Source organism: bacterium, from assembly GCA_037143175.1.
Taxonomy (GTDB): Bacteria; Verrucomicrobiota; Kiritimatiellia; order CAIKKV01; family CAITUY01; genus JAABPW01.
Window position 1 is genome coordinate 60,586 of the sequence record JBAWZF010000006.1, and the last position, 15,640, is coordinate 76,225.

Consider the following 15,640-nt stretch of genomic DNA (forward strand, 5'->3'; position numbering starts at 1 on the left):
CACTTGCCCGTTGTAACCCCCTTTGAAACAACAATTTCCTAAGGAATGCTGTCAAAATAGAAATGTAAAAGCAAGCCCAAGGACGAGTTTGTCAAACCATAATATTTGATTTTTGACCGGGCTTGGGCGGTTGAAGTCGTTCGGCGTGTGCTGCAACAACTGGAGCGGGAGATGCGATGAATCTCCTTTTCGCGCGTACACGTCTCCGCGATCTACTGCTTGAGAGAGTGTTTGTGAGCCATGACCATGCGCAGGGCGCGGTAGTCGTATTTTTCACCGAACGCCTCCTTGATGGGCAACAGCAACTCCGTGCCCAGTTTCTCGGAGCAGGCAATAATTTCATTCACATCAGCCTGTGGCATCAATTTATGGATTGGTACGAGGCCTTGTCGAATACCCCAGGTAAGATGGTCTTGTACGGTCGAAACCTTTATGTCCTGCTTGAGGGCGATCTGATCAATGCTCTCTCCTGTAAGGAATAGCAGGGAACTGTGTAATTTCGGGTTTTTTGGCGGTTTTGGCTTCTTGATCGCCATGGGCATCACCGGTTTCAGCTGGGGGGGCAGACTAAGTTCTTTGATGCTCTCGCGGGTAAATTCCTTGTCGGCGATGACCGCTTCCACCATGGCGAGCGATTTGTACATGCCCTGTTGCGCGGCGGCGCATACGGAGGCCAGTTCCTTCAGTTCGGTCTGGTAAGCCTTGGTGCCTTTTACGGCCGCCACGGTCCCTAGCTGCACTTCAAATTTACGGCGATACTGCGCAAAAAGCGGATCGAAATAGTGAAGGGCCGCTTTGAGCCGGTCGGTAAGAAATTTGAAATCGATGGGCCGCTGTGCGGTGATTTTTCTCAGTTGGGCCACAAATTTGTCCGCTACGGCTTTCGTTTCGGATCCCTGTTGTGCCAGATCGTTTGCCCAGGGGGCAAATTTCTGTTTGGCCGAAATCGATTCGTCTTTGTCGTAGGTCATCGCATGGTTGCTGAGCTGCCACTCAAAATTGCTGAGGTCGAAGGCCTCCGTGACATAACTGCCGAGGTATTCCGAGGCCGCCATGCGGAGATCGCTCATGATGGCGCTTGTTTCGAGCTGCTTGTCCTGGACAAAGTCGGTAACCGCTGTATCCGTGTTGAAGGATTGCGCGCCAAAAGGTGCAGAAAGAACCAAGCCTCCCAAGCCTGTCAGCCGTGAAAGTGCCACGTAAACCTGTCCGGGCGCAAATGCCCCGGAGACATCCAGAATGGCGCGCTCAAAGGTTAAGCCCTGGCTTTTGTGGATGGTGATAGCCCAGGCCAACTTGATGGGGTAGTGCTTAAAAGTACCGATAATATCTTCTTCAATGATATTTTCTGCATTGAGCTTGAAGCGTTTGTTCTCCCACACATACGGCTCGACAGTCACGTCGGGACTGCCGTCAGAAAATCTGACGGTAATGTTGTTCAGGTCCAATTCTGAAACGGTGCCTAATTTGCCGTTGAAGAAACCTCCCTGACCGCTCGGATCGTTTTTGATAAACATGACTTGGGCATGTTTCTTCAGCTTGAGGATTTCTTCAACAGGGTAGTTGTTGGGCTGGAACTCGCCGTCCACTTCCGCCCGGTATTCGTAGGTTTTGCCCTCCAGTTCAGCCAATTCTGAACTGTTGATGCGGTCGGCTTTGTAATTGTGCGTGGTCAAGTTGATGTACGGCTTACCTGACTGTGGCCGGAAATCGGGGTTGTAGTAACGGTTCAGGAGGGCGATATCTTCCTTGCTAATCCGGTTATCGCGCAGCTTGTTGAGCAGGCTGATGAAGGTGGGGTCGCTCTGCCGGTAGATTTTATTCAGTTCAAGATAAACCAGCTGGACTTTACTGATGACACGGGCAGCAAAGAAATACTGGCTGGCATAATATTTCTTAAGGTAAGGCCATTCGTCATCTTTTACGACGGGTGGTAACTGGAGCAGGTCGCCGATGAAGAGCATCTGCACGCCGCCGAAGGGGCTGTCTTTGCGGCGGATTTTGCGAAGTACGGTGTCGATGGCGTCGAGCAGGTCGGCCCGCAGCATACTGACCTCGTCGATGATCAGAAGTTCGATGGCCCGGATCATTTCGCGTTTCCGGCCGTTCATCTGCAGGTTGGTCATCATACTTTTCGGCGTATTCAGTTGCGTGGTGATGTCGCCTTCGAGCTGCGGGTTGTCTTCGGGCAGGAAGGCGCCAAAGGGGAGCTGAAGCAGCGAATGCAATGTCACCCCGCCGGCATTGATGGCCGCAATGCCTGTTGGGGCCGCTATCACCGTGTTCTTGTGTGTAAATCGGGCAATGTTACGCAGAAACGTGGTTTTGCCAGTGCCAGCCTTCCCGGTTAAGAAAATATGCCTTTTTGTGGTGCTGATATACTTCCGGGCAAACTCGGCAATCTGATTCAATTCTTCCGGCATGTCTGCGTTTTCTCCACTCGACGTTAAGAGGGCATCGCGTCATCAGTCAACGACTTGCCGCGTGTTATGGCCAGTGATCCTATAAACAGCATACCCCTCCGCCGCACAAGGCACTGCGGGCTTTATGGGCGGCTTCCTTCATATTTCTCCAATGCCATCAGAATACTCTGTCTCTCATTCGGCCGCAAGCCTGCCCACGCGGCTCACGCAAGGTTCGCCCTCCAGCAGAATAATCTTTAGCTTCTCGATCTTTCTTTTTGGAGGGCGAAGCTTGCCTGAGCCGCGTTGAACGTGGCTCTGGTCGCCAGTTCCGAACTCCGGGAAATCCGAACTCGACGCGTGCTGCAGGAATTCGTACGCTAGATGCCCTTATGAGTCGTGATCACATTATTATTGCAGGTGCCCGTGAGCACAATTTGCAGAACATCACGGTCCGCATCCCCCGTGACAGTTTTACGGTCATTACCGGGCTGAGCGGCTCGGGAAAGTCCTCTTTAGCCTTCGACACCCTGTTCGCCGAGGGGCAGCGCCGGTATGTCGAAAGCCTTTCAGCCTATGTCCGCCAGTTTCTGGACCAGATGCAAAAACCGGATGTCGATTATGTGGAAGGGTTGTCACCGGCTATCTCCATCGAACAAAGGACGGCTGGCTCCAATCCCCGCTCGATTGTGGCGACCACGACTGAAATTCACGATTATCTCCGTTTGCTTTATGCCAACGTAGGCCATCCGCATTGCCCGCACTGCGGCAAGCCGATTTCAGGGCAATCTGCGGAAGTGATTGTGGATCAGTTGTTGACTCTTCCGGAGAAGTCCAAGGTGGCGTTGCTGGCTCCGCTCTTGCGAAGTAAGAAAGGCCTGCATGAGGCCGTCTTTGAGAAAATCCAGAAGCAGGGATTCGTGCGTGTCCGAGTGGATGGTGAAATGGTCGAAATCGACAAGATCCCCAAGCTGGATAAGAAAAAAGCCCACAATGTAGATGTGGTGATCGACCGCCTGGTGATGGGAAATAAGATCCGGTCCCGTCTGACGGATTCGGTCGAGCTGGCATTGAAGGAAGGAAACGGGGTTTTGATTGCCCTCACGCAGGCAGGAAACGAAGCCACAGTCTGGGCGGAACGCCTGTATTCCGAAAAGCACGCCTGTGCCGATTGTGGCGTCAGTTTCGAGAAGCTCACCGCCCGGCATTTTTCATTCAATAATCCGTATGGGGCCTGTCCGGATTGTTCCGGCCTGGGAACCCAGATGATTTTTGATGAACAACTGGCCGTGCCCAATCAGGAACTCTCTATTGATGGGGGGGCGATTACGGCCTGGCGACGGGGTGGCCGCCGCTTGCTGATCTACTATAAGGCCCAACTTCGTACGGTAGCCAAGGAGTGCGGGTTCAGTTTGGATACTCCCTACAAGGATCTTCCTGAAGATATTCGAAATCTGTTGATGCAGGGTTCAGGTGACAAGGACATGACGTTTGGCTATTGGCGTGGTGGGGCGCGACGCCACTACGAGAAACCATTTGAAGGAGTTCTTCCAAATCTGGCCCGGCGCTATAAGGAAACGGATAGCGATTTTGTCCGGCAGCGGCTGCGCGACTACATGAGCAAGATGGTCTGCCCAACCTGTGGCGGGGCGCGCTTGCGTCCGGAAGTGCTGGCCTGCACGGTCGTTGCAAAATCCATTGTGGATCTGACCCGGCTTTCTGTCAGGAATGCTTTGGAATTTTTCAAGACGCTGGTTTTGTCGGAGCAGGAGAAGAAGATTGCGGGAGATGTGATCAAGGAAATTCAGGAACGGCTCCAGTTTCTGGCGGATGTCGGGCTGGATTATCTCACGTTGGATCGTGAAAGTGGTTCGCTCTCGGGCGGTGAGGCGCAGCGCATTCGTCTGGCAACGCAAATCGGCTCACGTTTAGTGGGGGTATTGTATGTACTGGATGAGCCCAGTATCGGGTTACATTACCGTGATAATGAGCGGTTGATCAACACCTTGAAGCAACTGCGGGATCTGGGCAATACAGTGGTCGTGGTGGAACACGATGAAGAAACGATTCGAGCTGCCGATTATGTCATTGATCTGGGCCCCGGGGCCGGGCGTCACGGCGGACAGGTGATACATCAGGGAACGGTGCCGGAATTACTGGCCAACCCCAAATCGCTTACTGCCCAATACATGAATGGTGAGTTGACGATTCCCGTGCCCGAGAAACGTGTAGAGCCGGGGGAGCACTGGCTCCAGCTGATGGGGTGCACGGAAAACAATCTCAAGAATCTGTCGGTGCGGATCCCGCTGGGTTTACTGGTGTGCATTACAGGGGTTTCGGGAAGCGGCAAAAGCACGCTGGTCGATGATATTCTGCGTCGCGCCTTATTTCGTAAATTTTATGGCTCAAAAGAGATTCCCGGGGCGCACCGCCGCCTGCTCGGGGCGGATAAACTGGACAAGGTGATCGTGATTGATCAGTCCCCGATCGGGCGGACTCCGCGGAGCAATCCCTCGACTTATACGGGTGCCTTTGGCCCGATTCGGGACATCTTTGCTTCTTTGCCCATGTCGAAGGTGCGGGGATACGGGCCTGGCCGATTCAGTTTTAATGTCAAGGGGGGGCGATGCGAAACCTGTAAAGGCGATGGGATTATCCGCCTGGAGATGCATTTTCTGCCGGATGTGTATGTCCCCTGCGAGCAGTGTCACGGTTTGCGTTATAACAAAGAGACGCTTGAGGTCCATTATAACGGCAAAAGCATCTCTGATGTTCTGGCCTTGACCATTGATGAAGCCCTGGACTTTTTCAAACACATTCCTGCCATTGAACGTAAGGTCCGTACGTTGTCCGAAGTTGGTCTGGGGTATATCCAGCTTGGGCAGTCGGCAACCACCCTTTCCGGAGGTGAGGCGCAACGCATGAAGCTCGCCTCCGAGTTGAGCCGGAAAGCGACTGGCAAGACGCTTTATTTATTGGATGAGCCGACGACCGGTCTGCATTTCGCTGATATTCAGCGGTTGATGCATGTGTTGGAGCGGTTGCGAGCCTCAGGCAATACCGTATTGGTGATTGAACATAATCTCGACGTGATAAAACGGAGCGATTACATTATTGACCTCGGTCCTGAAGGGGGCGATGGCGGGGGCCAGATTGTTGCAGAGGGCACCCCCGAGGAAGTTTCCCGGTGTGATGCATCGCACACGGGGCAGGCATTACGACTCCACTTGAAATGATCATGAAACAGAATTTAATTAATTCGCTTTCGCTGTTGGTGGTGGCTTTTGTATTGGTCGCGAGAGGGGTGTTGGCCGAGGGGGGGGCGGCCCCCGTGCAGACCCACTCCAATTCTCCTTTTGATACCCTGGGTGCAGCCCAGACCGCGTTGGAAGACGGCTTCTGCGAGTTGGCTCAAAAGCAGGCTGAAGCCGTTTTGAAAGATGAGGCGCTGCCGCCTTCACTGCGGGGGGAGGCGACGATCGTTTTGGCTCGGGCTCTATATGGCCAACGGCGGTTCAAGGAGATGGCCGCACAAATCGAAGCGGCTGGCCTGACTTTACCTGCTACACAGGCGGGGGCCATGGTTTATTGGCATGCTGTGGCGCAGTATGAATCCGGCAATATCCGTTTGGCACTCGATGAACTTCGCAATTTTGAAGGGCGATTCCCCGGCAGTCCCTTGATTTCGAGAGCATCCCGTCTCGAGGCCTGGGCGAATCTTAAGGAAGGCCGCCAGGCCGAAGCGTTGGCGGTATTCGAACGCTTTGATCGCCAGTTTGGAGTCACCGACGAGGGGTCTGACAATTTGTTGGACTGGGGACAAGCCTTGCTCGATTCTGGGAACGTCACGGCGGCACGGGGCATTTTGGAAAGATTGGTTACACGACAGGCAGAATTGGCGTCTGTTCAGGATGGCAAGTTGTTGCTGGCGAAAGCCCTGGTGGTGGATGGGAAATGGGAGTCGGCCTGGAATATCCTGACGCTGATGGCGGGCGATCCGATGGTGCGACTGGATCGGCGGGCGTTGGCATTGTTGACTATCAGCGAGGTGAATGCCGCCCAAACTAATTATGCGGCAGCGGTAACCTCGGCGTCAAAAGCCGTTGATTTGGCGCCCACCACGGGTCTTAAAAATAGAGGCCGAGCCTTGTGGGGCAAGTGGTTACTTCGACAAAAGAAAATTGCCGAGGGGGCGGAGTTGTTGCGTCCCGTGATCGCTCAACTCACGGATGATCCGGTTTCCGGCGAACTGCAGTTGGAATTGGCGGCAGGCTATTATGATTTGAAACAATTCGAAAAAGCGGCCCAGGAATTCCAATACTATCTGGAAACTTTTAAGATTCCCGACGGGCGTTTGGTGGCCTTTAAGGGGCGCGGGCTCGCCTTGTGGGAACTGCAACGTTATGCCGAGGCCGCTACGATGTTTGAGAAAGCGGCAGGCTTGGTGACGGATCCGGCCCTGTGTGAGCCCCTCCTGATCAAGGCGGCGGATGCGTTGTTTGCCAATGCCCAATATACATTGGCGGAGGCCGCTTACGAAAATGTTTTAACCCGATACCCTGCCTCGGCATTGAACCCGCAAGTTCTCTATCAGTTGGGTGAATGTCTTGCCCGGCAACTCCTGCGGCGGGAGGCGGAGGGGCGTTTCCGTGAATTGGTGCGCAAAATGCCCTCCAGTCCACTGGCCGAGCGGGCGTTAATGAGAATTGCCGAGATGAAAGAGGAACAGGGGCCGGCGTTTGTGCGGGAGGCCTTGGCCGCCTATCTTGAAGTGATGTCCGTTTATCCGGCAGGGGCGCTCTTTGCAGAGGCGCTTCATCGGCATGGTTTGGCGGCCTATCAGATGGGGGATATTGATGTTGCCCTCAGCGATTTTTCAAGGGTCGTCAAGGAGTTTCCCGGCAGTCGGGTCGCACCCCAGGCTTACTTCATGCGGGGCTGGGCACTCTATATGCGCGGGCAGGAAGAGGAGTCGCTCAAGGTCTGTAAGGCCTTTGTCGAACGTTATCCGGACAGTGAATGGACGCCGGGTGTCATCTTCTGGATCGGCGAGTATGCGTTCAATCATGGGCGTTATGCCGATGCCGAAGCCCGGTTTATCAAGTTGGCCGACAAATCGCCGCAGGATGCCCTGGCAGATCAGTCACTGATTTGGGCCGGTCGGTCAGCCATGATGCAGAAAGAGTACTTGCGGGCAGTGGAGTCGTTATCCCGGATGACACGGACCTATCCGACTAGTTTGCACATGGCAGAGGCGCGGTTTTTGCAGGCGGATGCCTTGAGTGAGCTGGGGGAATTTTCACGGGCGATTCTGGTGTTTGATGAACTGATTGAAAAGTTCCCAAACTCGCCGTTGGTCAGCGCCGCCTGGGGACGTCGTGGTGACTGTCATTTCACGCTGGGGGCAACGGATCCAAAACGCTATGCCGAGGCTATCACTTCGTATCGGGCGGTCAGTCGTTCCCCGGGAACACCGTTTGATCTCGAGCTTCAGGCGGAATACAAAATCGGCCGGTGTTACGATAAGATGGGAAAATTGAGCGAAGCCTTTGAGCAATACTATACACGGGTGGTTTGCCGATATCTGGCGGACAAGCAGAAGGACAGCGCGGCCGCTGTCTGGTTTACCAAGGCGGCTTTTTCTGCTGCAGATATTCTGGAATTGGAAAAAAATTGGAAACGAGCCATGAAGGTGCTGGAGCGGGTTGAGGGGGCTCAGATACCGGCCAGTGCTGATGCCCGTAAGCGAATTGAACAGATCCGTTCAGAACACTGGGTTTGGTAAGGAGTGAATTATGTTCGATCTTTTGAATGAAGGTGGATTGATTGCCTGGATCATTTCAGGTGCCGGTGTTTTTGCTTTCATGCTTTTCATGGAGCGTCTTTTGATGTTACATCGGGCCCGTATCAAATCCGAGGATTTCATTGCCGGGATTTGTAACAATCTGGGACGGGGGAACGTTGATGAAGCCCTCGCCATTTGTGATGATACCCCGGGACCGGTAGCGGTCATTGTGCGGGCGGCCATTCTCAATCGGCGGGCCGAAAAGGATGCCATCCGGACGGCGATGGAAAATGCCGGGCGCACGGAAATTTCCCGTATGGAACGGCGGTTGACGAATTTTGTAACGATCGCCCAGGTCGCTCCGATTTTCGGACTGCTTGGGACGGTGGTCGGAATGATTAAATCCCTCCAGATCATGCAGGCGGCGGCCCCCCTGGTTCAGCCTGGTGACGTGATGGGAGGCTTGATGCAGGCCTTGGTCACCACCGCAGTGGGTCTCGCCGTGGCGGCCCCCTGTTATGTGGCCTTTAATTTTCTCACGGGTAAGGTGGAGAAAATTGTTATCGATATGGAACGCGCTGCCGCGGATATGATTGCCTTCCTGTCTGGCATGCCTATCGTTCATGATGATCCTGGAATGGAGAAGGACGAATGATCAAACGAGAGGAACCCAAGGCGATTGGCTGGACGGTACATGGATTCCGGCATTACCACCCTCAAAACCGTTTAAATAAGGGGTTGGTCGCAACGGCACCCTGGATGAGTGTCACGTTGTTAATTGCATTATATCTCTATCTGCTAGCTCCGAATGTTCTGCAACCGGGCATGGTTTTGCAACTTCCGGTGGCACCCTTTTCGGATGGGCGTCATTATGGACATAATGTGGCGGTGCTTTCCCTGCCTATGGCGGGGCGGACGGAACGGGACGAAATTTTCTTTTTTGACGATCAGCGATATTTGGGGCGTGAACCGGCGGAGATGGATGCATTGCGCGGAGCCCTCGCCACGGCCTGGACACAGAAACCAAATCTACCGATGGTCATTGAGGCCGATCGGATGGTACGGCATGACACCGTTGTGAAACTTTTTGAGATGGCGGCGGAGGCCGGGTTTCGTGAAGTTAACCTGGCGACAAGGCCATCCCAGAGGTAACGGGCGTGAGCAATCAATACGTCATCCCATTATCCTGGCGCAATGTTACGCTGGTGTTTGCTGCAGGCGTTACTCTGTGGCTGGTGCCCTGGCTGGTTTTTCCCTCGTCATACCGGACGGTGGCAAAAACGGAGCGGCATTCACCTCCGATATTCAGGTACATCCGGGCCGCTCAGGGGTTGGATGGTTCGACATGGTCTCCAGTATTAATGCCGCTGCCCACTCCTGATGGCTTCAGTAAAAAGGCGGCATTAAAAGAATTGCCCAATAAAAGCCTTGTTTCAGTGTTGAAACCCAAGATATCGGGGCCAGTCTATATGACTCTGGAACCCGGAAACGGGGTGATATCAGCCTCGCCCCGGATTTCTTTCCTGCAGCCGGTGGAGTTTGATCCGGAGGTATCGCAAAAATCGATTACCCCGGATGCGGGGTCCCGGGCCGCCAATGTATTCCGGTTTGAGATTCAGGAGCCGTTACGCTATCGTCTGTATGAGTTCCCTGATTTGCAGATGGCGTTTTCGAATGGGGATGATAAAGCTTCGATCATGGTGACGGCAGCTGTTGAACTTGATAAACAGGGACTGGTGCAACATGTACTGCTGGAACAGCCAGCTGGTATCTCCGGGGTTGATTCGATGATTGTAAGGGGATTGCGTACTGGCCGGGGGCAGCCTGGCACCTCCAACACATGGGGGCAGGTAAAGTTTTTTTATTGGAAGAATAGTCCAGTTCAGAAGGAGTAAGGTATGGAAATCAAAATCGCGAAATGGGCGGCGGATAAACCGTCAGCCATCGTGACCTCTTTTTTAAAACGTCCGGCGTTTGATCCCGGTGCTGAAACCGCTGCCCGTGCCACCCTTGAGGATATCCGATTGAACGGGGATTCTGCTGTGCTTAAAGCGATCAAGGAATTTGACGGCGTGTCATTGAATGCCGCACGAATGCGGGTAACCATGGCCGAACTGGCGGAGGCTCGCGAAACCGTTGATGCCCAATTCCGAAGTGCGGCCCGCGAAACGTATAAACGCGTGACCACTTTTTCACGTGCCGGGATGAAAAAAGACTGGAAGATTTTCAGCCCCAAGGGTGGTGAACTCGGCGAGCAATTTGTTCCGTTGGATCGGGTAGGGGTGTATATCCCCGGCGGCCAGGCCCCCTTGGTTTCAACTGTATTTATGACCGTTACCCTGGCCCGGGTAGCGGGTGTACAGGAAATTGTGGTATGTACGCCATCTGATGCCAATGGCAAGGTGAATCCCTATATTCTTTTCGCACTTGAAATGGCCGGGGCTACGGAAATCTATCGCGTGGGGGGCATCCAGGCCATCGGGTTGATGGCGTATGGCACCAAGACTGTTACACGTGTACAGAAAATTGTGGGGCCGGGCGGAGCTTATGTGACGGCTGCTAAAAAATTGGTTTACGGGGAGGTCGCACTGGACCTTGTGGCTGGCCCGAGCGAGATCGCTATTCTGGCTGATGACACGGCACATCCTGAATGTGTGGCGGCAGACCTCCTTTCCCAGGCTGAACATGGAACGGGCCTGGAAAAGGCCATTTTGGTGACCACTTCAAGTGTGCTCGCCACGAAGGTGTCGGAGCAACTACTCTCGCAGGCGGAAACATTACCCCGGAAAAATGCCATTCATAAAGTGCTCGATAAAGGCACATTGCTTGTCATTGTCAACACGTTGGATGAAGGAATGGATCTATGCAATCAGTTTGCACCTGAACACTTTGAAATCATGGTTCGTGAGCCACGGAGTTGGTTGCGAAAAGTCAGGACTGCCGGCGCGGTGTTCTTTGGCATGTGGACGCCTGAATCCGTTGGTGATTTCGTGGCCGGGCCCAGTCACGTTCTGCCTACGGGGGGGACCGCGACCATGTTCTCTGGTCTGACGGTGGATGACTTCCGGCGGCGAACAAGTTTTATGGCATTTACCCGTGCCGATTTGCAGGAAACACTTCCCGTGATTGAGGCTTTTGGACGTGTTGAAGGTCTGGAGGCCCATGCCCGGGCCGCTCGGGTAAGATTTGAGGTTTAACGATGAATAAATTAATCCGGAAATCTGTTCAGGCATTGGACGCATATACCCCGGGTGAGCAGCCGAAACGGCAGGGGCTTACCAAGCTTAACACTAATGAAAATCCGTATCCGCCCTCGCCTCAAGTGGCGGAGGTATTGGCTGCCATTGCTCCGGAATCGTTAAGGCTTTATCCGGATCCTGTAAGTTCGGTGTTGCGCCAGGCTATCGCCGACTTGCATGGTGTCGCGCTTGACCATGTCTTCGCCGGGAATGGATCCGATGAAATCCTTGCGCTTTGCACCCGCGCGTTTGTTGAGGATGACGGTACTATCGGGTATTTCCACCCCTCTTACTCTCTTTACCCGGTTTTAGCGGCCATCCGGAATGTCCGGGGGGTACCCTGTGAATTGTCGGAATCTTTCGAATGGGCGGAACAGGATCCTGAACCTGCTTCGCTGTTCTTTTTGGCTAATCCCAATGCTCCCACCAGCATGTTGTTTGCCACCGCACGAGTGCAGCAATTCTGTCAGTCCTTTCCCGGCGTAGTGCTGGTGGATGAAGCTTATGTGGATTTTGCCCATGAGCATTGTATGGAATTGGCGAAGACACTTCCGAATGTCCTGGTCATGCGAACCCTCTCGAAATCCTATTCCCTGGCTGGTGTGCGCTGCGGATATGTCGTGGGGTCAAAGCCTTTGATCGCAACGTTATTCAAAATCAAGGACTCCTATAATCTTGACCGGATGACTCAGGTAGCTGCCACCGCAGCCATTTCCGACCAAGCCCACATGCGTGCTAATGTGGACCGAATTCTTGCGACTCGAGATCGGTTGACGATCATGCTGAATCAGCTCGGTTTTGCCGTATGCCCTTCAGATGCCAATTTTCTATGGGTGCGACACGAGAGTCGTGATGCCCGGGAGATATTTGACACCTTAAAGGCGGCCGGAATCCTGATCCGTTATTTCCCAGGTCCGCGAACGGGCGATTATCTCCGAATAACTGTTGGTACGGATGGGGAGATTGACCGCTTGCTTGTCGCGCTGAAGAAGTTGTTAGGTTGTTAAGTTGTCGAGTTGTTCCGGAGCTGCCTTTGTGCCTATTTCTTAACAACTCAGCAACCTGACAACTTATCAACTCTGCTCCCTTACTCCCGTCGCAGACTCTCAATAGGGTTCAATCGGGCGGCCCGCCAGGCGGGATAGAAACCAAAGAAGATCCCGACGCCTGCCGAGAAGGTGAGGGCGAGGAGGACGGCGGCCGGGGAAATCAGAACTGGCCAATGGTTTGCCGCCCCCAGAATGCTTGCTGCGGTTACCCCAAGCCCGATGCCAATAATGCCACCCACACCTGACAACACCACGGCTTCGACCAGAAATTGCATCATGATGTCATGGCGCCGGGCGCCGAGTGCCAGACGCAAGCCGATTTCGCGAGTGCGCTCACTGACGGCTACCAGCATGATGTTCATAATCCCAATGCCACCTACCAGAAGCGAAATGGAGGCGATAACCGTCAACAAGATGGTCATGAGGCTTGATACCTGTGTGATCATCTGCGTGACTTCCGTCATATCCATGATGGTGAAGTCGTCATCTTCATTTCCGCCGATCCGATGCCGTTGGCGGAGTATCGCGGAAACCTCTGCCTTGACCAGGGGCAGGTTGTCCATCGATTTGAGGCTAAAAATCAGTTGATTGACATTATTAAACTTGGATCTTTCCAAGACCCTCCGAATGGTGACCCACGGCGCGATAATGGTGTCATCCTGATCCTGCCCCCAGGCAGCAGAACCTTTGGAGGCCATTACTCCGACCACTCTGAAGGGCATGTTTCTGATACGAATCGTTTTGCCGAGTGGGTCTTCACCCTGGAACAGTTGATCTGCAACGGTTTTACCCAATACGCAGACTCTGGCTGCACTTTTGATATCAGCTTCTGTGAAGAAATCACCGGAAGCGATATCCCAGCTTCGCACCTCGGGAAACTGGATATTGACACCCTGAATCATTGTAGCCCAATCATTTTCACGGTAGATGCATTGGCCGCCTGACCGTATCAGTGGAGTCATGGCCACGACAAATTGACTCTCACGCAGAATGACTTCCCCATCTTCGGCGGTCAGGGTTTGTTGAGTTCCGGAGCCCCCCCGAAATCCACCTGCATTCTGGCTTCCCGGGAAAATCATCAGGAGATTATTGCCCATGCTGTTGATTTGGGCGCGCATGTTGGTGGAGGCCCCCTGGCCGACGGCGACTACAGCAATGACGGCGGCAATGCCGATAATAATTCCCAGTGCCGTCAACAGTGAGCGGCCTTTATTTCGGGCCAGCGCCCGCAGGGCGATTTTGATCGTCATCAGCCCGTTCATACGATTTCTCCATCCCGCATCTGGATGACTCGCTTGGCGAACCGGGCAATATCAGGTTCATGGGTGACCATGACAATGGTGATGCCTTCTTTATTAAGTTCCTGAAAGAGCGCCATAATGTCATCAGCAGAACGGCTATCGAGATTTCCCGTCGGCTCATCGGCCAGAATCAGAGGAGGCTGATTGACAAGGGCTCGTGCAATGGCCACACGTTGTTGCTGACCGCCGGAAAGTTGGCCGGGATGGTGTTGCATACGGCCTTCCAGTCCGAGTCTGGTCAGAAGCTCACGGGCGCGTTTACGGCGCTCCGCGCTCCGCATGTGGACTCCATAGTAGAGGGGGAGTTCCACGTTTTCTTCAGCCGTTGTCCGGGGAAGCAGATTAAAGTTCTGGAAAACAAACCCGATTTTCTGATTACGGATTTTTGCCAGAGCGTCGCTATCGAGTTTGCTGACCTCTTCGCCATCCAGATGATAACTCCCGCTATCAGGTGTATCCAAGCAGCCTAGAAGATTCAGGAGCGTGCTTTTCCCTGATCCGGAATGCCCCATGATGGCTACAAATTCACCTGCCGCAATGTCGGTGGAGACATTTTTCAAGGCCGGCACATCCACCGACTCCATGTGGTAGACTTTATTAATCTGGCGTAAAGTAATAAGCATGGCTTTATCGGGTGGCGCTGCGAGCGGACCGCCCCGGCATTTGAGGAGCGAACGGGTTGACAGTTTTTTCGCTGGCACTGCTGGCATCTATCCCCGTGATCAGTTCTTGTCCTTCGGTCAAATTACAGGGTTCCATAATTTCAGTGAAAGCACCGTCGGAAATTCCCAGTGTCACAACGACGGGTTTGAGTTCCGAATTTGCGCTTTCCAGGATCCAAACCTTCGGCTTCGTTTCCGTCCGGGGTCCTTTTCGTTTCGTTTTTACTTCTGTATTATCCGTGATTTTTTCTACCGGTTTAAATCGCAGGGTGGCGTTGGAAACCTTCAGGGTATTGGTGCGTTGGGCGACTTCGCAGATAATGATGGCGGTCATTCCCGGGAACAGTTTGTTGTCAGGGTTTTCCGCCGTGACCATGACGGGGTAGGTGACCACGTTTTGCATGGTACTTGCAGACATCCGAACCTGAGCGACTTTACCGGTGAACGTCGTGTCATATGCATCAACCGTAAAGGTGACTCTCTGGTCTTCCCGGATACGTCCGATGTCAGCCTCCGGAATGCTGGCTTCCACCTGAATGGTATGTAAGTCGGTGGCAATTTTAAAAAGCGTCATGGCGTTCAAGCTGGCCACAACGGTTTGGCCCTGGCTGACATTCCGGGTAATGACCACGCCATCCACAGGGGAGCGGATGGTGGTATATCCCAGGTTGGCTTGAGAGAGTCGGAGTGCGGCTTTTGACTGGTCTACAGAGGCCATGGTCACCTTGAGTTGGGCGGCCAGTGAATCGCGGAGGGAAATGGCGGCATCCAGATCGGTCTCAGAGAGCATTTTTTGTTCCGCTAATTTTTTAGTGCGAGTCAATTCCTTTTCAGCCTGAACCAGTTTCGCCGTCGTTTGTTCCACGTTGGCCTGGGCCGCCATCAGATTCGCCTGATCTTGTGCGAGTTTGGCTTCATAGGTGGTGGGGTCAATTTGAGCAACCAGATCCCCGGCCTTAACCTCGGAATTAAAGTCCACATATAACTTATTGATGGGGCCGTTAACCTGTGTGCCGACATCCACCAATCGCATGGGGGCGATCAGCCCGCTGGCTCTGACGGTTTGGATGATGTCGCCACGTTCCAACGTGGTGGTTCGATAATGTGCTTTATTGTTATTATCCTTTACGTGTATCCAATACCATAAACCCCCACCGGTTATCGCCGACAAGACGACTATTACTAGGATCCATCGTTTCATG

The 15,640-nt window shown here is 53.5% G+C and carries 11 protein-coding genes; 7 read left to right on the forward strand and 4 right to left on the reverse strand.

Going from position 1 to position 15,640, the window contains the following annotated elements; translation table 11 throughout:
- Nucleotides 1-212: 212 nt before the first annotated feature.
- Complete coding sequence (locus WCI03_03950; GenBank protein MEI8139002.1) at nt 213-2,423, reverse strand: helix-turn-helix domain-containing protein; 2,211 nt, start codon at nt 2,421-2,423, stop codon at nt 213-215.
- Between the two features lie 371 nt (nt 2,424-2,794).
- On the opposite strand from WCI03_03950, the gene uvrA reads away from it, so the two are divergent.
- The 7 genes from uvrA to hisC are packed head-to-tail and all read left to right on the forward strand — an operon-like array spanning nt 2,795 to nt 12,433.
- The gene (gene uvrA / locus WCI03_03955) at nt 2,795-5,638 is read left to right on the forward strand and encodes an excinuclease ABC subunit UvrA (GenBank protein MEI8139003.1); all 2,844 of its coding nucleotides are present in this window, start codon (nt 2,795-2,797) and stop codon (nt 5,636-5,638) included.
- Between the two features lie 2 nt (nt 5,639-5,640).
- Entirely contained in the window at nt 5,641-8,187 is a 2,547-nt protein-coding gene (locus WCI03_03960) for a tetratricopeptide repeat protein (protein MEI8139004.1), read from the forward strand.
- Between the two features lie 10 nt (nt 8,188-8,197).
- Nucleotides 8,198-8,842 (forward strand): MotA/TolQ/ExbB proton channel family protein, encoded by a 645-nt coding sequence (locus WCI03_03965; GenBank protein ID MEI8139005.1) that lies wholly within the window; start codon nt 8,198-8,200, stop codon nt 8,840-8,842.
- The gene (locus WCI03_03970; GenBank protein ID MEI8139006.1) at nt 8,839-9,339 is read left to right on the forward strand and encodes a biopolymer transporter ExbD; all 501 of its coding nucleotides are present in this window, start codon (nt 8,839-8,841) and stop codon (nt 9,337-9,339) included. Before WCI03_03965 ends, WCI03_03970 begins: the two co-directional genes overlap by 4 nt.
- 5 nt (nt 9,340-9,344) lie before the next feature.
- Nucleotides 9,345-10,082: a hypothetical protein gene (locus WCI03_03975; protein MEI8139007.1), complete on the forward strand. Its 738-nt coding sequence runs from the start codon at nt 9,345-9,347 to the stop codon at nt 10,080-10,082.
- A gap of 3 nt (nt 10,083-10,085) precedes the next feature.
- Nucleotides 10,086-11,384 (forward strand): histidinol dehydrogenase, encoded by a 1,299-nt coding sequence (gene hisD, locus WCI03_03980; GenBank protein ID MEI8139008.1) that lies wholly within the window; start codon nt 10,086-10,088, stop codon nt 11,382-11,384.
- 2 nt (nt 11,385-11,386) lie between these two features.
- Nucleotides 11,387-12,433, forward strand: a complete 1,047-nt coding sequence (hisC, locus tag WCI03_03985) for a histidinol-phosphate transaminase (protein MEI8139009.1) — start codon at nt 11,387-11,389, stop codon at nt 12,431-12,433.
- A gap of 80 nt (nt 12,434-12,513) precedes the next feature.
- On the opposite strand, the gene WCI03_03990 is transcribed toward hisC, so the two are convergent.
- The 3 genes from WCI03_03990 to WCI03_04000 are packed head-to-tail and all read right to left on the reverse strand — an operon-like array spanning nt 12,514 to nt 15,639.
- Nucleotides 12,514-13,737 (reverse strand): ABC transporter permease, encoded by a 1,224-nt coding sequence (locus WCI03_03990; protein MEI8139010.1) that lies wholly within the window; start codon nt 13,735-13,737, stop codon nt 12,514-12,516.
- Nucleotides 13,734-14,486 (reverse strand): ABC transporter ATP-binding protein, encoded by a 753-nt coding sequence (locus WCI03_03995; GenBank protein MEI8139011.1) that lies wholly within the window; start codon nt 14,484-14,486, stop codon nt 13,734-13,736. The genes WCI03_03990 and WCI03_03995 overlap by 4 nt, the downstream gene beginning before the upstream one ends.
- Nucleotides 14,404-15,639 carry an efflux RND transporter periplasmic adaptor subunit gene (locus WCI03_04000; GenBank protein ID MEI8139012.1) on the reverse strand — a complete coding sequence of 412 codons (1,236 nt, stop codon included), beginning with the start codon at nt 15,637-15,639 and terminating at the stop codon, nt 14,404-14,406. Before WCI03_04000 ends, WCI03_03995 begins: the two co-directional genes overlap by 83 nt.
- Between the last annotated feature and the right edge of the window lies 1 nt (nt 15,640).